The sequence below is a fragment of the Anabaena azotica SJ-1 genome (assembly GCF_047275885.1).
In the GTDB taxonomy this organism is placed as follows: domain Bacteria; phylum Cyanobacteriota; class Cyanobacteriia; order Cyanobacteriales; family Nostocaceae; genus Trichormus_B; species Trichormus_B azotica_A.
The window spans coordinates 4,381,534-4,407,927 of sequence record NZ_CP178454.1 but is presented as its reverse complement, the minus strand read 5'-3'; the positions used below and the strand labels follow the sequence as shown (position 1 = coordinate 4,407,927).

The window sequence follows — 26,394 nt, the reverse complement described above, 5'->3', positions numbered from 1 at the left end:
ATCAATATTATCTAGAAATCATATATTTTTGTGGCTATATGACTGCACACTAGGTCTTAAACTCATTAAATCATCAATGTTGCGTTTCATGTTAGTGCAAATATTATCCAAAGGTAAATCATTGGTATCATAACCAAAAGGATTTTCAATTTCTAAACCAATAGCTTCAATTCCTAATAAACTAAAACTCACTAAAGCCGAAATTATCCCTGTCCACAAATCCAAACTTGCGACAACTTGAAATGGTAGTAATAAACAATACAATAATAGTAATTGTTTTAAATGTATGGCATAAGCTAGAGGCATTGGTGTTTTCAGTATTCTTTCACTAGCTCCTAAGTTATCCACTAAATTATTCAATAATTCTTGCATGGATATTAATTGGTAACTATTTAAGTTATGGGAATTATACTGTTGTTGTAAATAATCGCCAATCCAAAAGGCAATTTCTATGGGTGGGTTATTGACAATTTTTAGATTCTGGAATTTTTCTGCTGGCATTAATTCTTCTAACTCTGAATTGATTTTTTCTCCTCTCAGGTGTAATTTTGTTGCTACGGCAAATGCTACTAATAAATTTAAAGCTATGATTTTGTTATCTTTATCTTCTAAAGAATTTTCATCAACTGATACCCAAATTTGTCGTGCTAGGTTACGGATAGTATTTACCATTGAACCCCAAATTTTTCTACCTTCCCAAAACCTTTCATAAGCGGTGTTGGTACGGAATACTAATAATAAACCTAAAACTATGCTGGGAATAACAGTCCCTAAAATTGGCTGAGAAACGGGTAGTTTATAATGATGAAGGATAGAAATAAATACGCCGAACATCCCGCAAAATATCACTTGTTGATAAATAGTTGAGATGACTGAACCTTTTATCTGGAAAGCTGTTATAAACCATTTCTGTTTCTTAGTTGCCATGCAATTCCCCTTAACTCAGATGTTTGCAAAAAAGCAATGATGTGGAATTATTAATTCTGAGTTAAAATATACAGGCGATCGCTACATTTGACAATTCTCGATTTACTAAGCAGCACTTCGTGAAGCATTAAAATGAACTTAGATTACTATATTGGTGTATAGCAATGTACTTATAAATTTTAGAATGGATTATTATTCTGTATGTAAGAATTAAATGCAGTCATAAAATGTAACAAATATTTACTGTACATTATGCCAGCATAAAAATCAGAAAATCTGTTTTTGGCATTGCAAAAGTTAGCCATGCCTATATATTATCAGATATAATGACCTATTTGTCCGTTGACTCTGCTGTGATATATGTCTACAACTTACGCCGTTGAAATTAACCACCAAGGCAAAATTTATAATTTGCAAGTTCCAGAAAATGAAACCATCTTAGCTGTTGCAGAAGCAGCTGGTTTAGAAATGCCAGCTTCTTGTCATGCTGGGGTTTGTACAACTTGTGCTGCTTTAATAACTGAAGGAATGGTAGATCAATCTGAGGGTATGGGTGTAGGTCTAGACTTGCAAAAAGAAGGTTATGCACTGCTTTGTGTCTCTAAACCTCTTTCTAATTTAAAAATTGAGACAGAAAAGGAAGATATAGTTTATCAAAAGCAATTTGGTAAAGAATAGTAAATTGGGGAATGGGAATTTAATTTTGGATTTGGGATTTTGGATTGTATTTAAATTAACTTCAATCTAAAATCTACGATCTAAAATTTTTGACCAATCACCAATATATAGTTGTATCCTGGAAATCACAAAGACATAGGTTTTACCATCATGACTACTCATTTTATTACTGCCGAAATCAACTTGCAAGAAACTCCTACAGAGTTGCAGAAAGCTATTGAAGTAGAATTGAAAAAACAAGGTGAACCCCTGCGCTGGGCTATTACTGCGGTGGATAAAGAACAGGAAAAAGCAACTGTTGAAGCTGTGGTGACTACAGGTAGTAATCGGTAAGAAATTATATGATTGTAGCGATTGATCATCGTCTTACCTAAATAATCATGCACCGACCATATACAGCGGTTTTAATTATTCCTACTGGCATTGGGGCTGCTATTGGGGGATATGCGGGAGATGCATTACCAGTAGCTAGAGTTATATCACAGGTGTGCGATCGCTTGATTACTCATCCCAATGTCTTAAATGGTGCAAGTTTATATTGGAATCTTCCCAACGCTTCCTATGTTGAAGGTTATGGACTTGATCAATTCGCTGCTGGATGCTGGGGTTTACGTCCTGTCCATAGTAATAGAGTAGGTTTGCTTTTAGACCAGGGGATTGAACCGGAATTAATGCTGCGACACCTGCAAGCCGCAGATGCAGCCAGAGCAACACTAGGATTAAATATTACAAATCATGTAATTACAGATTCGCCCTTGGACGTAGAATTACGCATTTCTGCTTCTGGCACAAGTTGGGGAACAATAGGCAACCCAGACAGCTTATTAAGGGCAGCGGAGATATTGATTAAAAAAGAGAAAGCAGAAGCGATCGCAGTTGTTACCCGTTTTCCCGATAATATAGATGAAGAAGCAGCCCAAAACTATCGCCATGGTCAAGGCGTAGATCCACTAGCAGGTGCAGAAGCCGTAATTAGTCATTTATTAGTCCGCACTTTTCAAATTCCATGCGCCCATGCACCAGCCCTTGCTCCAGCATCCCCAGATCCTGATTTATCACCCCGTTCCGCTGCCGAAGAATTAGGTTATACTTTTTTACCTTGTGTCCTTGTCGGCTTAAGTCACGCTCCCCAATTTATCACCAAAAGAGAAGTTATCAATTCTTTACAGGCAGATACTTGGGCTGATCAAGTTGATGCTGTTATAGTACCGGCAAATGCTTGTGGTGGTAGCGCATTGCTGAATTTAAGCCAGAACCAATGCCAAATAATTACAGTGGCAGAAAATAAAACTTTGATACAAGTCTCTGCCCCAGCTTTGGGAATCAAATCTATACAGGTAAACTCATATTTAGAAGCTGTAGGTATCCTAGTCGCTCACAAAGCAGGTATTAGTCCTTGGTCATTAGTCAGAGAAGAAGGAATAGGGAAGACCCAGTCCCCAGTCCCCAGTCCCCAGTCCCCAGTCCCCATTATCTAAACGCCTGTGGTTGAACAACAAAAACAAAAACCAGAAATTCCCTATCTTACCCGTACCCAAGTGCTTGTAGCTATGGGCGCAACAGCTATTCTTTTGTGGATAGTCGCCAAGCTGTGGTTACGCTTTAGCAATATTTCCTTATTTAAGTTGTATTGGTATCCCAGAGATTTATTTTTGGGCGTGGGGTTGGGTTTAATTATTACTATTTTAAGCGGTTTAGCTTATCGCTTTTCTGCTCCTTATCGTAAAAGTGCAGACTATTACCTAGAACTTGTACTCAAGCCTTTAGCTTTGCCAGACTTAATTTGGCTGGGATTGTTACCGGGGTTAAGTGAAGAATTATTATTTCGCGGTGTCATGCTACCCGCTTTAGGTGCTGATCATGTAGCGGTCATTGTCTCCAGTCTTTGTTTTGGTGTTTTACACCTCAGCGGTTCTGAACAATGGCCTTATGTGATTTGGGCAACTATTATTGGCATTATTTTTGCATATAGCGCCCTATTAAGCGGTAACTTATTAGTTCCAATTGTCGCTCACATCCTCACGAATTTGCTATCTAGCTCTTTGTGGAAAATGCGTCAATCCAGCTAAAAAAAATATTACACCTGGAAATTTTTCACAATTTCCAGGTGTAATTTTTATCCGTCTCACTCTCTTTTGTAAAAACGCTTACAAACTTGCTTGTTCCTTAGAAATCATCAAGATACTGACTCAGACGACTAATTACAGGGTCAACCTCTTGGGGAGTGGGATCAGGAGTAGAACCCGAATTATTAATCACTTCTACTATTGGTACTGATGAAGTGAGAGGCTGAGTAGATCCTCCTTGACTAACGATAATTGCCAGTTGTGCTACTTGTTGACTAAGCTGCACGATCTGGTTTTCCATTGTCTGCAAACGATGGGATTCCTTAGCAAAAAAACGTTCCTCAAGGCCAGCTAATTGACGTTGCAATTCACCGACTTGTTGTTCTATCGGCAGTGCTGCTGTATTCGGAGAAGGTCGTACAGAGTCCGGTACACATAAAGCTTGCCAAAGAGCTTCTTTACAGAGGTCGCTGAAAGTCTTTTCGGGCTGTGCCTCCAAGTAGCTTTCCACCTGTGCTAACAAACTCTCATCAGCAATTTCTGGATTAAAAGTGACGGATTTAACTACCTTTTTTGACCATTGGAACATCAGTTTTATTACCTAGCAGCGCGAACAGCAGATAATTGCGCCTCTCCATAGATATACTGCCCTAAAGCGTTAGCTTGGCGTGAGGGTGCCGCCAAATGGGCATTAATTTTGGCTTCTTTGAGCAGACGTTGTACATCTTCCCAGAAGAACTCGCCACCACCACCTGTGATGATTACATCAGTTACACGCTCTGGTAACCAGGCTAACACGATCGAGCAAATTTCCCGTGAGAACTGCTCTGTGAGGTTAGGGAGAAAATCGTCTAGGTTAGCGGGTTTGCTGGCACCTTTGGGACGATAAAAGCGATCGCCTTTGGGCTTGTTGACAGCAGAAATCAGTGCTAAAGATTGGCTATCAGCACCTTCTATTTCCTTAGCTACCATTTCATAAAACTTGCTCATACCGAAGTCTTCACTCTTAGAAGCACCTCTAGCAAAGCGGAAGTTATCCACCATCAACAAGTCAATGGTTTGATGTCCAATATCGACTATACCCACTGATACCTTTGTCAAATCAGGCATCGAAGCCCCTTTATTTGGTTGGGTTTCACACCACAGCAAGCTACCATAGCCTTCTGGCATTACCCAAACTTTAGTGACGTTTAAGGGTACATTTTCACCACGGAAATTCATCACATGGGGACCACTGATCAAACTCATCAGTTGCGCTTTTTCCCGTTCAAATTGCTCTAGAGAAAGGAAAGGCAAACCAACGATGACAGAAATTTCATCTTTGAGCTTAAAGTAACCAGCCGCAGCCAGAACTTTAGCTAGTGCATCTTCTACCTTAGATTGTCCTACTCCTAAATTAGCACCAAAATCTGCTGCCAGTTGACCCACAGCATATCCGTTACCTTGATATTCCATCCACAAATCCATCAAAGGATCTGTAGCTTTAGATTCAAACACACCACCGCGTATTTGTTCTATTGACATTTGCTTAACATTGGCAGGAATGAAAGCAACATTAGCCGGTTCGCGGTTGACACAAGTTTTGGTAGAGGTTCTACCTAAATCTACACTGAGAATGTTTTTCCCCGAAACACTGACTGGCTTATTAACATTGTTGTTTATAGGGGTTGCAGCTACTCGATTCATAGGGATAGCTGCGGCATTCATTGGGTTAGCTACGGGGGGTTGATCTGTCATAAAAGCTCCTATGTGGTGACTTAACTGTAAAAAGTTATCATGCCCATCTTACAAAAATGCAAGGTCAGAAAAATTTTCAGTTGGGTCAAGTGTAGCTAGAAATACGTCAAAAATTATTGTAGGCGATTGAAAATTTAGCATTATTTTGGCTTAATAGCCCAGACCAAATTTTCACATACTCTATGATTTAACTGTTAACTTACTCCTATCCTTCAAACCGACAGAGGACGAAATTCATCTGCGAGTTCGTTGGCGTTGGCGCTTGAGTACCCAAAAAAAGAATACTAACACTAAACCCCCCAACACTATTTTAGATACAGGGGCCAGGTACTTGTCCACAAGTTCATACTGACTACCCAACCAGTATCCTGAAAATGTTAACAAGGCGACCCAGGCTGCACTGCCCAGGGTTGTGTAAAATAAAAAGGAAGGCAAGGGCATATTACTCATACCTGCGGGAATGGAGATTAAGGTACGAATTCCCGGCACAAGGCGACCAATTAATACTGCTTTGCTACCTTGTCTATTAAACCAGCCTTTAGCCTTATCAATATCTTCGCTCGATATAGTCAGCCACTTACCGTACTTGTTAGCCAAAGCTTTCAAGCGTCTTTCTTCTAAAAACTTACCTGGATAGTACCAAATTAGTGCGCCCAGTACAGAACCTACAAGTCCTGACAAAAATACGCCTAATATATTTAGCTTTGCCCCTCCTGGTTGATACGGACTGGCTGTAAATCCTGCCAGTGGCATGATCAATTCAGAAGGTATGGGGGGAAAAAGATTCTCTAGGAACATCAACATAGCGATTCCCACATATCCCAGGGAGTTGATTGTGCTAGTTATCCATTCGAGCATATTGGGGAATAGGGAATAGGGGAGATGGGGGAGATGGGGGAGATGGGGGAGATGAGGGAGATGGGGGAGATGGGGGAGATGAGGGAGATGGGGAAAATCAACTTTCTACCTGTCACCTGTCACCTGTCACCTGTCACCTGTCACCTATCACCTACCCCATCTTCTAGACTGTTGGCGTTAATGATTGTACTCTTGATTCGGATTGCCAGTCTAATGGATTCCAAACCCGTTCTTCCAAAGCCATCTGCTCGATTAAGCTGGCTAATCTCAGAGCTTTGAGGGCTTGTTCACCACCCACTGAAGGCTGATTGCCACCATGCACGCAGTTGACAAAATGCTCTAATTCTGCACTGAGAGGTTGAACGTTACTAGTATAGACTTTTTCTATTAAACCATCTTGTCTGTAAAGGACTTGTCGATGGTCGTTGAGAGGGTTGGTATTAGTTTGGCGATGAATCAAAATTTCATTCTTGAGGAAATCGGCTTCCGTGAATGAGTTTTTGCAATGGGCAACAATGCGGCGGATTTTGCGGTGAGTGACTTTACTGGCGGTGAGAGTAGCGACAATACCGTTGGCAAAGCCTAAAGTGGCAGTCACGTAATCTAAATAACCAGAGTCTAGGGAACGAGTGCCGTTAGCTGTCAATTTCACCACGGGAGAACCAGCTAATTCGAGAAGTAGGTCAATGTCATGGATCATTAAATCCAGCACTACGGAAACGTCATTAGCCCTAGCTGAATAAGGACTCATGCGATGAGCTTCTAGGGCTAGTAATTCTTCCGTTTTCAGGACTTGACTGAGTTCTTTAAATGCTGGATTAAAACGCTCAATGTGACCTACTTGCAAAATACATTGGGATTCGGCAGCTGCGTTGACGAGAGATTCTGCTTCAGAAATACTTGCAGCGATCGGTTTTTCAATCAAAACATGAATTCCCGCCAACAGGCAGTTAATGCCCACGGCATAATGTAAGCGGGTGGGTACGGCAACACAAACTGCATCTACATGGGGTAGTAGGTCGCAGTAGTCTTCAAAAAAACGTACCTTGTATTTGCTTGCGGTTTCTAAGCCGCGCTCTACGTTAATGTCTGAAACGCCTACTAATTCAACATCTTTCATTGAACTCAGTACGCGGGTGTGATGTTGTCCCATGTTACCGACCCCAATCACGCCTATGCGGATTGATCGTGGCTGGTTGCGCTGTGAATATAGATTTGGTTCTGCCACTGACATGCTATTTTGCACTATTATTTTCTCCTCAACCACCAAATTTAAAGCCGCTACGGTCGTTGGCCTTTATACTGAAGTGCCAAGTGCGATCCGTCTAAAACCATCCAGATGGTAACATAGTGGTTCTATTTATGAAGAATTTCAAAGTTTGTGTTCAGTTCCCACTATCTGGCTATGTTTTAGATAGATAGTTATTAATTGCCGCATTTTTTGTAATTGACACAAAAGACAATGTGTTGTTTTGTTGACTTTACAACTTCTGTTAAACCTAAGTGAAAGTTCTCAGGTTGCAGTTGAGCAATTAATTACCGAAATATCTACTTTATTTTCGCACTGTTAGATTGAATACATTTAAATTCCAGTAAAATTATTAACTACAGTAATTTTCAGCAAGATTGTCTGTAAAAATGTTGCCATAGATACGGTAGATTATTGTTCTCATTTTGAATTTAATTTTCTGTTTGTTGCATTTTGTTGATTGTCTCACCTTTTGGGTGAAATTGGTGTTAGTGATTTTTTAGGGTGATTTTGAGTGATGAAAGCTGTTATTTTGTTGTCTGGGGGATTGGATTCTTCTACGGTTCTGTACCAAGCAAGGGCTGATGGTTGTGAGTGTTATGCTATTTCTTTTGATTATCAGCAGCGACACCGCCGAGAGTTGCATTCAGCTGTGCTTGTGGGGAAATCTGTGGGGGTGGTTCAACATCAGGTAGTCAATTTTGATTTACGGCTATGGGGTGGTTCTGCGTTGACTGATGATGCGATCGCTCTACCTCAAGAACGCTCTTTAGATGAAATGTCACAAAATATTCCTGTCACTTATGTACCTGCCCGGAATACTATCTTTTTAAGTTTTGCTTTGGGCTATGCTGAGGCGATCGCCGCTGAAAGGGTTTATATAGGCGTTAATGCTTTAGATTACTCTGGTTATCCAGATTGTCGTCCCGATTATATCCAAGCAATGCAAGAAGTTTTCCGCTTGGGAACCAAACAAGGACGTGAAGGACAACCAATAAAAATTGTTGCACCATTGGTTAATTTGAAGAAAACCGAAATTATCCAACTTGGTAATCAGTTGGGAGTTCCTTGGGAATTAACTTGGTCTTGTTATGCTGGTGGTGATCAAGCTTGTGGTGTGTGTGATTCTTGTCGGTTGCGGTTAGCGGCTTTTGCTGAGTTGGGATTGGTAGATCCTGTAGATTATTTGTAGCTGATCATAATTCATTGTCTTGAGCGATCGCTGCCAAATTATATTATTCCCGAAATGCGATCGCTAAAAAATTTAACCTGAAAATTCATCTAACAATCTTCTAATTTGAATTTGGTGTAAGCGTGGTCCAATAACTGAAACTACAGTAAATTCAAGATTATCATAGTGGAATATTTCGCCTTTAGCGGGGATTTTTTGCCACTGATAGAGTACAAAGCCTCCTAATGTTTGATATTCTCGCGTCAGCGGTAAATTGAGATGTAAAACCTCATTGAGTTCTTCCAGATTCACTTGTGCTTGGACTAAAAATGTTTGCTTATCTAACATTTGAATTAGCAAGTCATCACTAATTCCTGGTTCACCAGCATTACCAATAATTTCTGCAATTACATCTTGAATAGTCACTAATCCCACAGTACCGCCAAATTCATTTACCACAATCACCATGGCTGGTTTTTCTTGCTGCATCATTGGCAAAAGTTCACTCAAAAGAGTTTGTTCTGGAACAAAGCGAGGAGAACGCATCCAAGGTTGAATTTGTATTTCTAAATTCAGTTTTCCAGTAGCTAAAGGTTGTGCTAAATCTTGAAAATAAACAATACCGCGAATATCGTCTAAAGATTCACCAATAATGGGATAACGGGAATGGCCTGTTAAGATCATTTCTTGTAGTAAGGTGTGAAAACTAGCATCTTCTGGTAAAGCGATAATGCTAGTACGGGGAATCATCACATCTTCGGCGGTTATATCCCCAAATTCAAAAACATTATTCAGTAATTCTCGCTCTGATAACTCTAAACCGGTAGATTCTCGTTCTGTAGAGATGATTAATTGTAATTCTTCCGGAGTTACAGGAGGTCGCCAGCTTTGACCAGTGTATTCAATGCCAAATAATCGTAACAAGTAGCGTGTAGATTGGTTGAGAATCCAAATCACGGGACTGAAAAAACGAACTATGGCTTTGACAGAAGGACCCAAAAACCTGGCCAGTTTTTCTGAATACAGCATAGCCACTGATTTAGGAAATAATTCTCCTAAAACAATTTGTAAATAAGCAATTAAAAAAAAGGTAATCGGAACTGAGAGAGAATGCGCTAAAACATTGCTTAAACTGATGGGTACAGGCCAGGATTTTAACCATGCTTCCATCAACCCAACAATTGTACTTTCTCCAATCCAACCTAGTGCCAAACTAGATAGGGTAATACCTAATTGAGCCGTAGATAGTAACCTGTCAATACTACGTTGTAACATTTCCACTGCGATCGCCGGAATATCACCAGCCTGAACCAGCTGATGAATTCGAGTGCGCCGCACCGTCACCATTGAAAATTCCGCCGTGACAAAAAAGGCATTAATTGCAATCAGCAATAGCACTGATAACAATCGTAACCCCACATCTGTCCAAATTAACTGAGGAAAACCACTCACCACTAACGCTCGTGTAAAACTTACGCCGATACTAAAACGCTAACAATAGCATTTCTATTTTTCCACAGGAATATCAGACACCTGTAATTTCAGTTTTTGAGCAGGATAATCCGTTAGCGCCAGGGAGATGTTACCCACATCATCAAGTAAAGCAGTAGGAATGCTCACTGTACCCGTAAATGGCGCACTCTTTCCAGGTAATTCAGCCGGTAAACCTTCTGTAATGGCGCTCAAAGTTCTACCTTTATCATCTGTGACATCTAAAAAACTATATAAAAACCGCACAGAATCAGAGCCTTGGTTTTGCATTTTCACTTTTAGTAATAAATCACCACCAGAGTAGCGAGCCGATTGCACAGACAGCGTTACCCCCTCACTCTCAGCCACAACCGGAAATCCAGGTTGCAGTTTTTCTTCCGTCACTTCTTCGGGCTTATCCTCAGTTTTAGGCTTCTGGGTTTTTATTTCTTCATCTTCCTCCAGTTTTTTGGTCTTATTATCATTTTTCTTATCATCCATCCGCGATTTGACAGTTTTGAGAATATCCTCTTCCTTTAATAAGGTGATTCCTCCTCCACCCTGAGAGCTATTAGTCTTACTGCTGGCAAATTTACTTGCAGGACGACCATCTGGTGAGGTGACACCCTTGAGAGCAGAACTTCCCATCGAAAACCCTAAAAATGCGCTTACAGAACCCGCTCCCATCATTAGGGTCAACAAAATCAAGGTCAAAACTACAGTGGAATTTATTTTCATCGTTGACAAGCCATAACAAACTAACAATATTTTATTTACAAGTCTTAACAAGGCAGAAAATAGAAGACGTATGGCTTACGCCCAGCTACGCTATCAGGAGTATGGAAGTAATACATTACAGCAGATTGCAGATCAATGAGGTACAGCATCAAAATTGAAACCTATACACAAAGCCAGTTTCACTCCTGACTCCTGACTCCTGACTTCTGCTGTAATTCTCCCCTACCACATCTCCCCATACACCCCACCCTGTTTTCAGTCAGATTCTAGAACCTAATTAAATTATTTTAATTTTGCCACGGTTATAAAATCATGCTATACTTATAGACGTGCATTTGTCTAAAAGTCAAAAATCATTGACTCAAGCTCAAATAATAACAAAGAGTTAGCATTTAGGCTTAAGTAGACAAAACTAAAATCTAGCACAACAAGCGCCTTTGGCCGATTGGGGAGGCAACGAACTCATAATTCGTCTTCAGGCTGGTTCGATTCCAGCAGGGCGCACTTAAATACAAAGTAAATATAATCACAGGCGTTGCATAATTTAAGTATGAATTGTGTTTCGAGCAAAGACCCAAAGGAAGAAATTTATTAATTCCAGGTTTGCTCTAAATACATGAAAACTGCTGTAACAAGCTAGTGATTTATTCTCTTATTTGATAATTGAGTTAAAATATACAGATTTTTTAAGAAACATTGACATTCTAACTTTTTTAAGCATCTATATTGCATATTGCGAAAAAACGTTATAAATTGTTAATTTATAGGGGAATAATTTAACTTGCAGTTTCAAACAGTCAATCCTACTCAATTAAATATACTTCAACGGGTCTAAACTTCACACAAACCTCAAACAGTAATAGGGATGCGTTTTTGTTTAGTAAAGTCCCAAGCTTTATCATGGGACTATGCAGGATTGAAAAATGTGTCCTTCTTTAACTGGATTGAGGTCAATTTTTATCTCTGGTTGTGAATCACCAGATAACTGTTATTCAACCGAAGATAATTAATAAAAGGCTAATTAATCATCAATTAATTTGCTACTATGCAACAGTTATAACTGTTAATGTTTGAGTATTTCTGTCCATAGTTTATATTTGCTATTCCGATAATCAGCCTTGTCATCGTGAGAATAGCAAAGGCAAATAATAAATAAAGGCGCATCTACCACCAATTTACTATCTAAATGGAGTTATTCTGGCGATGCAACTAAATGAATTAAGCGCAACTGGAAATTTAGAGAAAGAAGCATGGCAAGCATTAGAAAATTCGATCCTTTATTATAAAGGTCGCCCCATTGGAACTTTAGCAGCTTATGATCCATCTGTAGAAGCTTTGAATTATGACCAGTGTTTTATTAGAGATTTTGTCTCTTCTGCACTGATTTTTCTAATTAAAGGAAGAACAGATATTGTTAGGAATTTCCTAGAAGAAACATTAAAGTTACAGCCTAAAGAAAAGGCTTTAGATGCCTATAAACCTGGTAGAGGTTTAATTCCAGCCAGCTTTAAAGTTGTATCTATCAATGGAGAAGAACACTTAGAAGCTGATTTTGGTGAACACGCGATCGCCAGAGTTACACCAGTTGATTCTTGTTTATGGTGGCTGATTTTATTACGTGCTTATGTAGTCGCTACAAATGATAATTCTCTGGCTTATCAACCTGAATTCCAAACAGGAATTAGGTTAATAATGGATATCTGTTTGGCGAATCGTTTTGATATGTACCCAACGCTATTAGTTCCTGATGGCGCGTGTATGATTGATAGACGCATGGGAATTTATGGACATCCTCTAGAAATTCAAGTTCTATTTTTTGCGGCTTTACGTGCAGCCAGAGAACTACTAATTTGTCAAGGTAATCAAGATATTGTGGAGGCAATTGATAACCGCTTACCTTTATTATGTGGTCATATTCGTCAGCATTATTGGATAGATATTACTCGTCTGAATGCAATTTATCGTTTTAAAGGTGAAGAATACGGAAAAACTGCTATCAATCTTTTCAATATTTATGCAGATTCTTTACCTTATTATGACTTAGACAAATGGCTACCCAAAAAAGGTGGCTATTTTGCTGGAAATGTCGGACCATCACAATTAGATACTCGTTTCTTTACTCTCGGTAACTTGATGGCTGTGATTTCTGATTTGTCTACTGAAGAACAGTCCCAAGCAATTATGAATCTAATTGAAAAACGCTGGGAAGACTTAGTAGCAGATATGCCCATGAAAATCTGTTATCCTGCCTTACAAGGTGAAGAATATAGAGTTGTCACAGGATGTGATCCGAAAAACATACCTTGGTCATATCATAATGCTGGTAGCTGGCCTGTTTTAATGTGGATGTTAGCAGCAGCAGCAGTGAAAACCAAGAAACCACATTTAGCAGAAAAAGCTATTGAAATAGCTAAAGCTAAACTGAGTGAAGATGAATGGCCAGAATATTACGATGGTAAAAAAGGCAGATTAATTGGTAAACAAGCTAGGAAATATCAAACCTGGACAATTGCCGGATATTTATTAGCACAAGAACTAATAGATAATCCTGATTATTTACCATTAGTTAGTTTTGGTAAATTATCCCCAGAAACAATTTCTAGAGCTTGTGAATTTGAAGTTGGTAGTTTAGATTCTTATATGAATCTTTAAACCTAATTTTATGTGAAACCCGTAGGGTGGGATGGCTGCAAATAATTCATCCTACGGGAAGCTATCAGGCTGATTTTGCCAATGTTGTTGAGGTTGATATTGATTGATATTAATGTTTATGTCTGTGATTAATTTCATAGAAAATATAGTATTTGTGTACATAATCTATGATTTCGTATGAGATTTTAACCATTGTTCCAGGTCGTTAATGTCCACAAAATCAAATAATGCTTCCCCCAGGTCTTCTAGTTGTTCTATGGTCAGGTTGTTGATATTTTCGATGTAATTACTGCTCAATTTTCCAAATCGCTTGGATAACAGACGCACCAGTAAGTTTGTCTCCCATTCTTGTCTACCTTCCTCCTTTGCTTCTTGATATACCCTGGTTTGCTTGATACCATTCACTAAAAATATCAGGTCTGTGTGCATTTTCTATAATTCTATGTGGGATTTGAGCCATTGTTCTAGGTCAGTAATATCCACAAAATCTAGCAACGCTTCTCCCAGGTCTTCTAGTTGTTCTATGGTCAGTTTTTTGATATTTTCGATGTAATTATCGCTCAATTTACCAAATCGCTTGGATAACAGACGTACTAGTAAGTTTGTCTCACCTTCCTGCTTTGCTTCTTGATATACCCTTGTTTGCTTAATATCACTGACTAAAAACATCGCTTCAATCTCCTGACGGCTTAATTGTGAGAACTTGGACAACAAAACAGTCTCTAACAACTCTATAATACCTTGTCTTTCTCTGTTGTTGGTAATCTCTGTTTTTGTTCTTTGCATCAATTTTTGAACTAATGCTGGTGCTTGGGTTTCTTTACTGACAATTAATTCAATTAACCCCATACCAATTGAACCTGATGGAATTTCATCTAAATAAATGCGTTTGATGCGACCATTGTTAATTAATTCTTGCTGGTAAGTTGTTACTACTTCTACATCCAGACTTCTTTTTGCAAACAAAGCTACCGCTTGCCAATCTTGCGGGGGTTTATATTGATTGAGATAAATGTTGATTTCTGTAATTAATTCCCAATAAAAATCAGGTTTGGGTTGAAATTGCACTTCGACGAAATAGATGGGTTTTTCTAAACTATCTGGCATGAAAATACCATCAAATCGAAAGGCTTTTTCTTTGACTTCTACAGATGTGAAATTATAGCCTTCTGCATTTTCTGTGGGTTGTCCCAACAATTCAAATAAAAGGGTGTGGAAGGTGAGAAAGATTTGATAGAATATTGTATCTGTGTGCATATTTTTATTAATAGTAAATCGGCGGCTAGAAACCGCATCTATACAGGCAAAACCCACGCAGGTGGGTTGGATTTATTTATTTTTTCCTAGTCCACGTAGGTGGACTTTGTTTGTGTAGCCGTGATTTCTAATCACCAGGGCTTAAATTGAAAAAAACATAAGGTTAAATTTAAAAATAATATAAATAGGACTTACGCAAGATATAATTGAAAGCCTTATTCTTGCGTAGGGGTAATTCATGAATTACCCCTACTTTCGTTCTGTTTTGCGTAAGTCCTAATAAAATAATATAATTAATTGAGCCAGTTAAGTCTTCGGTTTCCCTACCAAGCTAACTGGCTCGGTTTTATATTCGGATATAGTCACCCACATCACTGGGTTTGAGTCTGGACTCTCTGGTGTACGCTCGATAAAATCCCTTTTACCAATTCTGACTGTAGAGAGTGCTGGCGAGCAAGACCCGAACACAACACGAAAACCGAGATCATTATTCTGATCGTGCGCGTTGTTCCTGTTACGATTCGCCGAACGGCAATTGATAGCATTGTTGTACCAAGAACCGCCTCGTTTAATAACTCAACCCCAAGCTATGTGCCATAAGTTCTAAGACTTATAAACAAGGATAGCCACTGTTAATTTTACAGTGTTGAAATATTAATCAGCGATATTGTTTACAAGTCTTGATTGTGGGGTGGGTCAGAAATGATAACTTCGGTAAAAATAAACATTTGGATATCTGACGCACCCTACTAAATTCAAAAAAAATTTTATCGCCTGACGGCGAGGGGAAGGGTAAAGGAAAGAAGGGCAGAGGGCAAAAGGGCAAGAGGGCAGAGGGCTAAGAAAGTCCTGGCGAACAAGACCCGAACACAACACGAAAACCGAGATCATCAGACTGAACGTGCGCGAAGCTCCTGCCACGAAGCGCCGAACGGCAATAGAAAGCATCGGTGTACCAAGAACCGCCTCGACATATATAAGCACGATTATCTTCTTTACTTACATTTAATTCTCCCCAAGGTTCATTACCATTGTTTTTTAAATGCGCTGGTTTTTCACTATAACTATCATGAAATTCATCTAAACACCATTCCCAGACATTACCGTGCATTTGATATAAACCCCAGGCGTTGGGGGTGAAAAAACTATCCACATTCACAGTACATTCTCGATATTTGCCCTTTGGAGCATCACCATAAGGATAATTGCCATCATAGTTAACTTGATCAGTTGTAATGGTCTTCCCAAAGGCAAAGGGCGTGGTTGTACCAGCACGACAGGCATATTCCCATTCTGCTTCTGTGGGCAATCTGACAGCCCGCTTTGTTTGCTCAGATAGCTTTTCACAAAATGCCCGTGCTTCATGCCAGGAAACGCCAACTACAGGCTGTTTATCGCCTTGAAATTTCTTGTCATATTTCTCAGATGGCTTAGTTTTCATGACGGCGTACCATTGGGCATTGGTAATGGCATATTTACCCATTAAAAACTCTTGCAGATACACCTCATGCTGCGGGGTAGACCAGTCTAACCATCGTTCAACATCCTCACGTTTGACGTTATATTTCAGAGCATTTTCTAGGGCTATTTGACGTTCTTCTGGTGGCATTCCCATAGTAAATTTCCCTGCTGGTACACGCACCAGTTCCAGGGTTATGCCTTGACCTAAATCTACAGTCAATTCACGAGTTTTTGCTGCTGCTATTTTCTGTCCCTGTGCTTCTGCTTCTCGACGCTGTTCTTGTTGACTTTGAGATTGCTTGTTTGCTAAACGCTGAAAGGCTGTAATGGCTTTCATATCTTGTCCACCTGCGGCCACATTCACACGCACCCATAATTGAAAAGCTAAATCGAAATTTCCTTCAATTTCTGCATGAAAAGCATCTTCTCTGAGGGCGCTAATATCTCTGTCGTTAGCAGATTTGGGCAGTAAAATATAATGCAGTTTTGTAGCGGGTTCTATGGCTGCATAGGGTGTCTGTATATAATTTTTATGCTTTAGGGTCAATTGGGGAACTTGATGGCGCAAATAGTTATACAAACGTTCAACTGTTGCACAGTTGCTTTCACCTTGAATTTGCAAACCATTGAGTAAAACGTGGGTAAATGCACCTTGTTGAATTTCCTCAATTTCGTAGGAAACTTGACTGGGACTACAAGAATAGAAAGTAATTACACCTTGCTGTTTTTCTTCACCAATTCCCAAACCTGCATTTCTTTGCCCAGTGCTGCGACAAGCATCAATAAATAAGACTATGTTATCCGCACCACTCCGCCGCAAGCGTTCTGTAATGTAGGTGATGGGGATGGCTAAATTGGGAACAGTGCGAGGATTTCCATCTATAGGTAATAAATAATCTCGTCCTTCGTGGGGTATTCCATGACCGCTAAAGTAAAACCAGAGGGTGTCTCCAGGATTTAAAAAAGGTTCTGCAAAGCGATCGCCTAAAAATGAAATTAGATTACCGTAAGTTGGTATAGTATCAACTCCATGACTATCAGGTGGCGAATCATCAGAGAAAAAATATAGATCATTTGGGTCTACACCCAATTTATGCAAGAAATAACCCCGCATCTTTTCTGCATCAGTTTTCGCATAGTTGAGGGGCTGAATTCGATTATATTTATTGATACCAATAACAAAAGCGCAATTTTTTGCCATCTTGTAATCAATTTTCAGGGATTTGGGGCGATGAACGCTTAAATTTTAGCTCAATTGCGCCTTTACCAGCAGCTTTTACACCCGTACCCATCAATTTAATTTCACCTTCACTACTAATTTCTACGGTGAGGGTGATTTCATCTAATTGAATACCTGCTTGGGGTTGAACCTGTTTCTGGACATGGTTAAATAAATGACTGACTACACCCACAAATTGCGACATTTGCGTGGCTAATTTTCCTGCTTTGACACGATTTTCTTTGATTTCTTCATCAGTAACTGTAGGACTACCGTAAGGATTTCTATTGGGTGTGACAGCTTTCATCCCTTCTTTTGAACCATTATCAGAACTACTTGCGGTGACAATCCATAGTTCTTCGTCTTGCCAATTTTTGTCTATCATGTTACATTCTCAACACCTGCTTTGAGTATTTTCGCATATATTGTCAGAATCAGGATGTCCAGGATTTAAGGATGTACAGAATTAAAACAGGAACATTCAAAATATATTATGTGAATAATTTCGTTATTTGGTTCTTAGAACACCGATTTATTAATCATAAGGGCGAAGCATTCGGACAGAATATCAATGATCTAAGCGATAGATTATCACCCGAATGCTTCGCCCCTACAGGTATAATGGCTACTCTGAGTCAAATTCTCATTACCTTCCATGACTAATTCCCGTCAAGTAGCTTTTATCGCCCTCAAAGAAGTACACAAAGGGGCTTACGCTGATGTCGCCCTCGACCGTGTATTACAAAAGTATAAATTACCCGACAATGACCGTCGGTTAATGACAGAATTAGTTTATGGTAGTGTGAGAAGACAACGCACTCTAGACGCTATCATTGACCAATTTGCTACTAAAAAATCACACCAACAACCGCCAGAACTCCGCACAATTTTACATATCGGTTTTTATCAACTGCGCTATCAAGAAAAAATTCCCGCTTCTGCTGCTGTTAATACTACTGTTGAATTAGCAAAAGCAAATGGTTTTTCTGGTTTAACTGGTTTTGTTAATGGTTTATTACGTCAATATCTACGTCTTGTAGAAACATCATCTGAACCGTTAAAATTACCAGAAAATCCTGTAGAAAGATTGGGAATTTTACACAGTTTTCCTGATTGGATAATTGAAGTTTGGTTAAAACAATTGGGTTTGGAGGAAACAGAAAAACTCTGTGCGTGGATGAATAAAACTCCAACTATTGATTTAAGAGTAAATATTCTTAAAAGTTCCTTAGAACAAGTAGAATTAGCTTTTGAGTCTGCTGGTGTTTTAGTTAAGCGTATTCCCCATTTACCCCAAGCTTTACGATTAATTGGTAATAATGGTGCAATTCAAAATTTACCTGGTTTCGCTGAGGGTTGGTGGACTGTTCAAGATAGTAGCGCCCAATTAGTTGGTCATTTGCTTGACCCTAAACCTGGTAATGTGGTGATTGATGTTTGTGCGGCACCTGGTGGAAAAACAACTCATATTGCTGAGTTAATGGGAGACAAAGGCAAAATTTGGGCGTGTGATAAAACTGCTTCCCGCTTACGTAAACTCAAGGAAAACGCCCAACGTTTAAATTTGCAATCTATTGAAATCTGTACAGGGGATAGCCGCAATTTGACCCAATTTTACAACATTGCTGACTGTGTATTATTAGATGCTCCTTGTTCTGGTTTAGGAACTATGCACCGTCACGCCGATGCACGTTGGCGACAAACACCGGCTTCTGTACAAGAACTTTCCCAATTGCAAAAAGAGCTATTATCACATACTGCTAATTTTGTCAAGACTGGAGGGGTTTTAGTTTATGCGACTTGTACATTACATCCAGCGGAAAATGAAGAAGTAATTTCGGAATTTTTAGCTGCAAATCCCCATTGGCAAATTGAGCCTCCCAGCATTGATTTAGGTAATTTTACTTCCCCAGGGTGGTTAAAAGTCTGGCCTCATCAACGGGATATGGATGGTTTTTTCATGGTGCGCTTAAGAAAAACCAAGGATTCCGAGTGAATACTGCTAGGGATTGTACCATTTGATGAAAGCCCGAATCTACTAGAGGAGGCGGTAATGGTTAATCATTCCCATGTAAAAAACTTAGTTAAAATTCTGATCGGAGCCGCTTGGATTGATGGTAGAATCCAGCCGGAGGAACGGCAATATTTGCGGGAAATAGCTCAGGCTAAAGGCTTGGCTAATGATCCAGAGATTAAGCCTTGGTTATATGAATTAGTACCAGTAAAGCCAAATCAATGTTATGAATGGGTGAAGGACTATTTAGGCGATCGCCCAAGTCTGGAAGATTACGAAAATTTAATAGAAGCTATTAGTGGCTTAATTTACAGTGATGGTGAAGTAGCAATTGAAGAAGCAAGATTGCTGACTACATTGGAGGAGTTGAGCAAATCTCATGAATCAACCCAACCTGGTCATGTAACCTTGCTTAAACAAATTCAAAAACTGTACCGTCGTTGGGTTGATGTGCAGAATTAGGTAATGGGGAGATGGGGAGCAAAGGAGCAGGGGAGCGGGGGAGCAGGGGAGCAGAGGAGAAAGATTAATTACTTCTTTTTCCTTCTTTCTTCTTCTTTCTTCTTTCTTCTTCCTCCTGAACTCCTGACTCCTAAACTCCTATGACTCTTTATCAACCTTGGGTACAAAGTCAGGGCGATCTTTGCTTTCCCAACCGGGTGGACGTTTTGAGTTGTACCAAGCTATTGAACCGATGGTGACAGCAGCAATAAAACCAACTACATACACCAATGTAAAAGCTAATGGAAAATGTGGGCCTGCGGCGACTGGCGCTGCTGTTTCTAGTAATAATTGCACGAGTATATTCTCCGACTTTATTTTACACTTCTTTACAAAGTATAAAACGAGCTTGTCACCTACATCTCTCATCAGTTGGAAATACTTGATCTAGGAGAGGGAAAAAGGAGTAAGGAGGCAGGAGGCAGGAGTCAGAAGGCAGAAGTTCAGGAGTATGGCTAACGCCACGCTGCGCTATCAGGAGTCAGGAGTCAGGAGTCAGGAGTCAGGAGTCAGAAGAATTAAGTAAGGAGAGGAAGAAAATATTTCTCCTCTGCTCCCCTGCTCCCCTGCTCCCCTGCTCCCCTGCTCCTCTGCTCCTCTGCTCCCCTGCGCCCCTGCTCCTCTGCTCCCACGCCTAATTACTCGGATGAAGAAGAACCTGGTTTTAGTCGCTCGCGCCAAGAAGGTTGAGATGGGGAAGAATTGGCAGGACTATTACTTCTACCAGAGGAAGAACCTGAAGAGTTAGATTCTTGACCTTGGTTGCGCCGTCCAGAAGAAGAGCTACTACTTGAGCCTTCATCTTTGCGCCGTCTTCGGGGGGTTGTATCTTCTTGTTGTTGTTTATATCGTCTTCTGCGTCTTGGGGTGTAGTCTGATTGCTGCTCTACTTCACTATTAGTTCTTCTGCGTCTGCGTCTTCTGGATGAATCATCATTTCTGGTATTATCTTCATCTGATTTTTGATCATTATCAACAGAAACAGAACGATTGACAATTTTGTTTGGTTTGATAGGCTGGGCTTTGATTGTACCTTTGCGATTTTCTAATTTAGGTCGTTCAGGAAACTTTTCAACTGGCATTCCTGCGATCGCTTTTTCCATAAATTCATGCCAGGTATAAGCGGCGCTACTACTGCTACCATAAGTCGGGCGATTGTTATCATTACCTAGCCAAACGCCTGTGACTACTTGGGGAATATAGCCAATAAACCACAAATCACGGGATTCATCTGATGTCCCGGTTTTTCCTGCTACCTGTCTATCATTTAATTGGGCTGCACCACCAGTTCCGTTATTGACTACGTTGCGTAGCATCCAGGTCATAATGGCTGTGCTATCAGCATCTAAAGCTCGTTTGGGTTGAAAATTAGCAGACCAGATTACTTGACCTTGACGGTTGAGGATACGACGAATACCGTGTACTTCTGTATGTAAGCCTTGTGTGGCAAATGAACCGTAAGCACTGGTTAATTCTAGGAGATTGACTTCATTGGAACCAAGAGCTAAAGAATAGGTAGGCTTAAGTTCTGATTTAATGCCCATATCTTTGGCTAATTTAATGATTGGCTCATATCCCACATCTATTAATATTCTCACTGCGATTGTGTTAATAGAACGGGTGAGAGCATCTCTCATAGTCATATAGCCATAGAATTTTTCACTGTAGTTCTTTGGTTCATAACCATCTACTACTAATGGTGCATCTAGATAGCTGTCATAAGGACTCTTTCCTGTGGCGATCGCTGTAGCATAGACAAATCCCTTAAATGTCGAGCCTGGTTGGCGCTGTGCTTGAGTGACGCGATTAAACTGATTTTTGCTAAAATCTTCACCACCAACCATAGCTTGGATTTCACCATTACGAGGATCGATGGATACTAAAGCTGCTTCTTTAAAATTTTCCCATCTGCCTTGATTTTTGAGAGTTTTAGCAACTGCTGCTTCTGCCGCCTTTTGCCAAGTTGGGTTTAAGCTGGTTTCTACCACTAACCCTCCTGCTGCTAACACATCAGGCGAAACATATTTTGGTAATTCTTGTTGAACGTAGGTAGTAAAGTAAGGAAACTCGACTTGAAAGCGTCTGGGTAAATTGCTTTTAACTGTGAGTGGTTCTTGGGATGCAACTTGTCTTTCTGCTGGTGTAATTACTCCGTCTTCTTGCATCCTTTGTAGCACCAGATTGCGCCTTTCTAGGGCTGCTTCTGGATTTTTGTCTGGGGCGTAAACATTAGGTGCAGGAGCGAGTCCAGCGATGGTGGCCATTTCTGATAAGGTGAGTTGATCCACTGATTTACTAAAGTAAACCCAGGCTGCATCTCCCACACCATAAGCACCGGAACCCAGATAAACCAGATTCAAATATCTCTCTAAAATCTCGTCTTTGGTGAGTTCTTGCTCCATTTTCTGAGCCAAACGAACTTCTTTGAGTTTGCGCCAGATTGTCCGTTCTTGGGTAAGGAAAAGGATTCGTGCTACCTGTTGGGTGATGGTACTACCACCTTCGACCACATTTTGCGATCGCAAATTATTCACAACGGCTCTAAGAATACCCTGAGTATCCACACCACCGTGTTGTAGAAATCTTCGGTCTTCTGAAGCGATAAAAGCTTTCTTGAAGTCATTGGGAATTTTTTCTAGCTTTAGCTGTTCTCTCGTCGCTTCTCCTTGCTGCTGGAGAACAGTACCATCACCAGCTTTAATAGTTAGTGTTTGCTCCCGCACAACTGCATTGAGTTCAGATTTATCTGGCAAAGAACTATCTATGACACCAATACCATAACTAACAGCAATGATCCCACCACCTAAACCCAAGCTTGTCCAAAACCAAACCCGACGATAAAAAGGTTTATCGCTCCTACCAATTCTGGCAACCATCCCAGATGATAAACTCGACATCTGGCTCAGTAAATGCTTCGCCTTTACCAGCATTGTCGGTAGTAAGTTTTCATGTGTGGATTCCTCGTTTTTTTGATGATTCCCAAGAGGCAAGAGCGGTTTCTCCTCATCAGAGTTACTTAAGATTTATTAATTTTTCTCTCAAGATATAGCCACCTAACTGCCTTGTAAAAACGCCAGGTTGGTGCAATAACTTCGTGTTAGTATAATATCCCATAAATAATCAAGTTAATTCAGTACACAAGCCTTGTTATTCCCAAAACTGTTAATGAAAGTGGGTTCTGCAAATTCTTAAATAATTTTTGGGGCATCAAAACCATTGGAAACCACTACAAACGATGAAGCAAGATTGATCCCCATCGAGATAGACAAAGGATTAGCTCTAGCTGATGGGTCTACAAAATCGTCGCAAACTACGATGCCTGGGGCGGGCGTTGCGATCGCTCTCGGCAGTAATATGGGTGATCCCCAAGTAATTTTAGCAGCGGCTCTAGAGACTTTAGCCCAAACTCCTGGTATTATTCTCGAAGCCAAATCCAGTTGGTATCAAACTAAAGCCATAGGTCCACCTCAGCCAGATTATTTAAATGGCTGTGCCATACTGCGAGTAGCAATGCTACCTCAAGCATTGTTAGCCAAATTGTTAACTATTGAAAATAAATTTGGGCGTGTGCGTCAGGAACATTGGGGACCGCGAACCCTAGATTTGGATTTGTTGTTATATGATGACTTAATCTTGAATCAACCAAATCTTCAAATCCCCCATCCCCGGATGCATAAACGAGCTTTTGTATTAGTCCCATTGGCTGAAATTGCCCCAACGTGGATAGAGCCAGTATCTGGGAAGATAATTGAGAATCTGCTTTCAGAGGTTGACCGTTCTGATGTACATTTAGTTAAGGATTAATCAACGGTTGTTAGAAATTACCATCACTCAACGCAGAAAAACCCTGATTTCATCACACCACCCCGTATATATTCTGTGTATTTGCAGACAATAGAATTTTACTATGCCACTAGGTAGAGAATTACCACAGCTACTCAAGCAACGTTTGTTTCATAAAGGACGCAAGTTTGACTTTGAAGTTAATCGCTTGCGTTTACCCAATAAATCTGAAGGAGAATGGGAGTGCATTCGTCATCCTGGTGGCGCTCTGGCTATTCCCGTTACCTCTGAGGGTAAACTGATCCTTGTGCGCCAATATCGTTTTGCAGTTCAGGGAAGATTGTTAGAATTTCCCGCCGGAACTGTAGAATCCAATGAAGAACCCTTGGAAACCGTGAAAAGGGAAATTGAAGAAGAAACAGGCTACCGCGCTCATAAGTGGGATAGGTTAGGAGAGTTTTTCTTGGCTCCTGGCTATTCCGATGAAATTCTTTATGCTTTTTTGGCTAGAGATTTGGAAAAGCTGGAAATGCCTCCACAGCAAGAAGAAGATGAAGATATTGAAATAGTATTTTTCACTCCTGAAGAACTAGAAACAGCCATTCGTGACGGACAACCTGTAGATGGTAAAACTATAGCCAGCTTTTTTCTAGCTCGCTCGTTTTTAATGTAATGTGTCACGAAATTCTGTTTTTTCAGGCTTTTAGTGATTAAATACTGAAATAAATAGCGATTGCGTGGAGTGTAGTACCAGTGGCAATCGCTAAAAAAATCCTGAAAAATTAAAGTTTGGACTCAAGCATCTATTTTTAATTAAATGGACTAATCAGGCTATAAGTTAAACTAGCCATAACTAAAGAAGTGATAATTACATAAATAAATTCTCTCTGGACTATAAAAGTCAGAAGAGAAATAATCACCCGTAAAATGGGAGTTGCAACTAATAGTAATAATCCCAATTGAATAATGCCACAACTGCTACCTGATGCGATCGCACTGATCACACCCATCGGTGAGCGAAACTCAGATGCTGCACCTCGAAAAAACTCATATTCCGCAGGTTCGGAGCCATGACTAATTAAGTACAATATCCCACCCACAAAAACAACTACACTAGCAATTAAAACCCCATATTTGAGCAAATTACTCAATAAATATTCTAATTGCTGCTCACTTTTTGTTTTAGTCCAGTTATGATTACTGTCAATTTCACAGCAATTGTTTAACATCTCAACATTACTTTGGCGCTGCTGTTCTAACTTTTCTGGCAGTAAAACCATTGTGACAATCTCACTGTTTATGTCTGCTGTTGAAGTCCACCGAAAACCTGAATTAATTTTATACATAAAAATTCACCTAGAGGCTGTTATAAATCATCTTCAAAGCCATTACTACCAAAACCAAACTAAAAATAGTTCTCAATATTTGCGTTTTAGCGCCAATTAAGATTCTTGCTCCCAAAAAAGCACCAGGCAATACCCCCAAAACTACTGGCATTGACAACCCAGGATCGATATAACCTCGTGTCAAGTAAACTCCTGCTGATGCTGCCGCTGTTACACCAATCATAAAATTACTGGTGGTAGTAGAAACCTTAAAAGGTAAACGCATGGCTTGATCCATTGCTAATACCTTAAATGCTCCTGAACCAATTCCTAGTAAACCAGAAATTACTCCCGCTATTAACATAATGCTAAACCCAGCCGGGATAGAACGTGCTTGGTAAGACATTAATCCGTCAGGAGTAGGGTAAGTTCCATTCAGTTTGAAATATGCTGCTAAAGGTTCTGCACCATCAGTTTCAAATTGCTCTAGTCTAGGTCGCTGAGATAGATATGCTGAATAAATTAGCACAATTGCTAAGATAATTCCCAGAACTTTAACTGAAACAAATGTGGCAACCATCGCTCCCACAATCGCTCCAATTGTTGTGGCTACCTCCAGAAACATTCCCAAACGCAGATTCGTATAACCCTCTTTAATATACGTAGATGCTGATCCTAAAGATGTGGCAATAACAGACACTAAGGAAGCACCGACCGCATAACGGATATCAACTCCAAAAACAGAAGTTAATAAAGGAACTATTACTACTCCACCACCTAAGCCAGTTAATGCTCCTAGTAACCCAGCACTAAATGATCCCAACCAGACTAGTATAGAAAATGCCAGTATACTCAATGTCTATTCCTCTTGATTTTCAGATGTATTTTGCTTGAGAACTTAAAATAGACATCGACCGAATTTAAATTTGCGTATCCTAGAACCCTTGTAGAGACTTTCCATGGAACGGCTCTATATTCTTTTTCATCAGATGTCTAATGGTAAATGGAAGTTTATGAGTAAATTAAACGATAATTAAATTAAAAGATAATTAATAGTTATAGGAAAACCGATTTAGTATTTACGAAAAATCTATATTTTCGTGCTATGTCAATACTTTAATCCTCGAATTTATCAATATATTCTAGATACTATAGCCGTTACTAGCCCTGAATACACCCTACAACTTGTTTTCGGTTACAAAAGTAATTGATGATTTTTGATAAAATCCAGATTTTAATCCTGGAAATCATGATTTAGGGCGTTACTAGGAGGGATAAATAAGTGCCT

At 39.9% G+C, this 26,394-nt stretch carries 25 protein-coding genes and 1 tRNA gene; 11 read left to right on the top strand and 15 right to left on the bottom strand.

Going from position 1 to position 26,394, the window contains the following annotated elements; all coding sequences use genetic code 11:
• Window positions 1–18 precede the first annotated feature (18 nt).
• Window positions 19–927 (bottom strand): bestrophin family protein, encoded by a 909-nt coding sequence (locus tag ACLLO5_RS19295; RefSeq protein WP_413172102.1) that lies wholly within the window; start codon window positions 925–927, stop codon window positions 19–21.
• 360 nt (window positions 928–1,287) lie between these two features.
• On the opposite strand from ACLLO5_RS19295, the gene ACLLO5_RS19290 reads away from it, so the two are divergent.
• From ACLLO5_RS19290 to ACLLO5_RS19275, 4 genes are all read left to right on the top strand, one after another.
• A complete protein-coding gene (locus tag ACLLO5_RS19290; RefSeq protein ID WP_413172101.1) occupies window positions 1,288–1,605 on the top strand; it encodes a 2Fe-2S iron-sulfur cluster-binding protein in 318 nt (105 codons plus the stop codon).
• A gap of 150 nt (window positions 1,606–1,755) precedes the next feature.
• Window positions 1,756–1,938, top strand: coding sequence for a hypothetical protein (locus ACLLO5_RS19285; protein ID WP_413172100.1), 183 nt, complete (start codon window positions 1,756–1,758; stop codon window positions 1,936–1,938).
• 47 nt (window positions 1,939–1,985) lie between these two features.
• A complete protein-coding gene (locus ACLLO5_RS19280) occupies window positions 1,986–3,083 on the top strand; it encodes a DUF3326 domain-containing protein (protein WP_413172099.1) in 1,098 nt (365 codons plus the stop codon).
• Between the two features lie 6 nt (window positions 3,084–3,089).
• Window positions 3,090–3,674 carry a CPBP family intramembrane glutamic endopeptidase gene (locus ACLLO5_RS19275; protein ID WP_413172098.1) on the top strand — a complete coding sequence of 195 codons (585 nt, stop codon included), beginning with the start codon at window positions 3,090–3,092 and terminating at the stop codon, window positions 3,672–3,674.
• A 97-nt stretch (window positions 3,675–3,771) separates the two neighbouring features.
• Here ACLLO5_RS19275 and ACLLO5_RS19270 read toward each other — a convergent pair whose 3' ends face one another.
• The 4 genes from ACLLO5_RS19270 to ACLLO5_RS19255 form a co-directional block, all read right to left on the bottom strand.
• Window positions 3,772–4,260, bottom strand: a complete 489-nt coding sequence (locus tag ACLLO5_RS19270; protein WP_413172097.1) for a plasmid segregation centromere-binding protein ParR — start codon at window positions 4,258–4,260, stop codon at window positions 3,772–3,774.
• Window positions 4,261–4,268: 8 nt separating this feature from the next.
• The gene (locus tag ACLLO5_RS19265; RefSeq protein ID WP_413172096.1) at window positions 4,269–5,408 is read right to left on the bottom strand and encodes a ParM/StbA family protein; all 1,140 of its coding nucleotides are present in this window, start codon (window positions 5,406–5,408) and stop codon (window positions 4,269–4,271) included.
• 234 nt (window positions 5,409–5,642) lie between these two features.
• The gene (locus tag ACLLO5_RS19260) at window positions 5,643–6,266 is read right to left on the bottom strand and encodes a DedA family protein (RefSeq protein ID WP_413172095.1); all 624 of its coding nucleotides are present in this window, start codon (window positions 6,264–6,266) and stop codon (window positions 5,643–5,645) included.
• A gap of 163 nt (window positions 6,267–6,429) precedes the next feature.
• On the bottom strand, window positions 6,430–7,512 hold the full coding sequence (locus ACLLO5_RS19255; RefSeq protein WP_413172094.1) for a Gfo/Idh/MocA family oxidoreductase: 1,083 nt from the start codon (window positions 7,510–7,512) through the stop codon (window positions 6,430–6,432).
• A gap of 520 nt (window positions 7,513–8,032) precedes the next feature.
• On the opposite strand from ACLLO5_RS19255, the gene queC reads away from it, so the two are divergent.
• Window positions 8,033–8,707 carry a 7-cyano-7-deazaguanine synthase QueC gene (gene queC, locus ACLLO5_RS19250; protein ID WP_413172093.1) on the top strand — a complete coding sequence of 225 codons (675 nt, stop codon included), beginning with the start codon at window positions 8,033–8,035 and terminating at the stop codon, window positions 8,705–8,707.
• A 72-nt stretch (window positions 8,708–8,779) separates the two neighbouring features.
• Here the strand turns inward: queC and ACLLO5_RS19245 are convergent, their stop codons facing one another.
• Window positions 8,780–10,138, bottom strand: coding sequence for a hemolysin family protein (locus ACLLO5_RS19245; RefSeq protein ID WP_413172092.1), 1,359 nt, complete (start codon window positions 10,136–10,138; stop codon window positions 8,780–8,782).
• 54 nt (window positions 10,139–10,192) lie between these two features.
• Window positions 10,193–10,894 (bottom strand): hypothetical protein, encoded by a 702-nt coding sequence (locus ACLLO5_RS19240; protein ID WP_413172091.1) that lies wholly within the window; start codon window positions 10,892–10,894, stop codon window positions 10,193–10,195.
• A gap of 431 nt (window positions 10,895–11,325) precedes the next feature.
• On the opposite strand from ACLLO5_RS19240, the gene ACLLO5_RS19235 reads away from it, so the two are divergent.
• Both ACLLO5_RS19235 and ACLLO5_RS19230 read left to right on the top strand, forming a co-directional pair.
• Window positions 11,326–11,398, top strand: a tRNA-Ile gene (locus ACLLO5_RS19235).
• A gap of 699 nt (window positions 11,399–12,097) precedes the next feature.
• Complete coding sequence (locus ACLLO5_RS19230) at window positions 12,098–13,546, top strand: glycoside hydrolase 100 family protein (RefSeq protein ID WP_413172090.1); 1,449 nt, start codon at window positions 12,098–12,100, stop codon at window positions 13,544–13,546.
• Window positions 13,547–13,711: 165 nt separating this feature from the next.
• Here ACLLO5_RS19230 and ACLLO5_RS19225 read toward each other — a convergent pair whose 3' ends face one another.
• The 4 genes from ACLLO5_RS19225 to ACLLO5_RS19210 all read right to left on the bottom strand — a co-directional run bounded on the left by ACLLO5_RS19225 (window position 13,712) and on the right by ACLLO5_RS19210 (window position 17,868).
• The gene (locus ACLLO5_RS19225) at window positions 13,712–13,975 is read right to left on the bottom strand and encodes a DUF4351 domain-containing protein (RefSeq protein WP_413172089.1); all 264 of its coding nucleotides are present in this window, start codon (window positions 13,973–13,975) and stop codon (window positions 13,712–13,714) included.
• A 3-nt stretch (window positions 13,976–13,978) separates the two neighbouring features.
• Window positions 13,979–14,803, bottom strand: a complete 825-nt coding sequence (locus ACLLO5_RS19220; RefSeq protein WP_413172087.1) for a DUF2887 domain-containing protein — start codon at window positions 14,801–14,803, stop codon at window positions 13,979–13,981.
• A gap of 838 nt (window positions 14,804–15,641) precedes the next feature.
• The gene (locus ACLLO5_RS19215) at window positions 15,642–17,465 is read right to left on the bottom strand and encodes an SUMF1/EgtB/PvdO family nonheme iron enzyme (protein WP_413172086.1); all 1,824 of its coding nucleotides are present in this window, start codon (window positions 17,463–17,465) and stop codon (window positions 15,642–15,644) included.
• A 7-nt stretch (window positions 17,466–17,472) separates the two neighbouring features.
• Window positions 17,473–17,868, bottom strand: a complete 396-nt coding sequence (locus tag ACLLO5_RS19210) for a hypothetical protein (RefSeq protein ID WP_413172085.1) — start codon at window positions 17,866–17,868, stop codon at window positions 17,473–17,475.
• 270 nt (window positions 17,869–18,138) lie between these two features.
• On the opposite strand from ACLLO5_RS19210, the gene ACLLO5_RS19205 reads away from it, so the two are divergent.
• Window positions 18,139–19,479, top strand: coding sequence for a 16S rRNA (cytosine(967)-C(5))-methyltransferase (locus ACLLO5_RS19205; RefSeq protein WP_413172084.1), 1,341 nt, complete (start codon window positions 18,139–18,141; stop codon window positions 19,477–19,479).
• 57 nt (window positions 19,480–19,536) lie between these two features.
• Window positions 19,537–19,959, top strand: a complete 423-nt coding sequence (locus ACLLO5_RS19200; protein ID WP_413172083.1) for a TerB family tellurite resistance protein — start codon at window positions 19,537–19,539, stop codon at window positions 19,957–19,959.
• 138 nt (window positions 19,960–20,097) lie between these two features.
• On the opposite strand, the gene psb35 is transcribed toward ACLLO5_RS19200, so the two are convergent.
• Window positions 20,098–20,295, bottom strand: a complete 198-nt coding sequence (gene psb35, locus ACLLO5_RS19195; RefSeq protein WP_413172082.1) for a photosystem II assembly protein Psb35 — start codon at window positions 20,293–20,295, stop codon at window positions 20,098–20,100.
• 341 nt (window positions 20,296–20,636) lie between these two features.
• Window positions 20,637–22,928: a transglycosylase domain-containing protein gene (locus ACLLO5_RS19190; RefSeq protein ID WP_413176135.1), complete on the bottom strand. Its 2,292-nt coding sequence runs from the start codon at window positions 22,926–22,928 to the stop codon at window positions 20,637–20,639.
• Window positions 22,929–23,313: 385 nt separating this feature from the next.
• On the opposite strand from ACLLO5_RS19190, the gene folK reads away from it, so the two are divergent.
• Window positions 23,314–23,802: a 2-amino-4-hydroxy-6-hydroxymethyldihydropteridine diphosphokinase gene (gene folK, locus ACLLO5_RS19185; protein WP_413176134.1), complete on the top strand. Its 489-nt coding sequence runs from the start codon at window positions 23,314–23,316 to the stop codon at window positions 23,800–23,802.
• A gap of 103 nt (window positions 23,803–23,905) precedes the next feature.
• Complete coding sequence (locus ACLLO5_RS19180) at window positions 23,906–24,454, top strand: NUDIX hydrolase (protein ID WP_413172081.1); 549 nt, start codon at window positions 23,906–23,908, stop codon at window positions 24,452–24,454.
• Between the two features lie 136 nt (window positions 24,455–24,590).
• Here the strand turns inward: ACLLO5_RS19180 and ACLLO5_RS19175 are convergent, their stop codons facing one another.
• Both ACLLO5_RS19175 and ACLLO5_RS19170 read right to left on the bottom strand, forming a co-directional pair.
• The gene (locus ACLLO5_RS19175; protein WP_413172080.1) at window positions 24,591–25,127 is read right to left on the bottom strand and encodes a DUF1634 domain-containing protein; all 537 of its coding nucleotides are present in this window, start codon (window positions 25,125–25,127) and stop codon (window positions 24,591–24,593) included.
• A 10-nt stretch (window positions 25,128–25,137) separates the two neighbouring features.
• The gene (locus tag ACLLO5_RS19170) at window positions 25,138–25,962 is read right to left on the bottom strand and encodes a sulfite exporter TauE/SafE family protein (protein WP_413172078.1); all 825 of its coding nucleotides are present in this window, start codon (window positions 25,960–25,962) and stop codon (window positions 25,138–25,140) included.
• Between the last annotated feature and the right edge of the window lie 432 nt (window positions 25,963–26,394).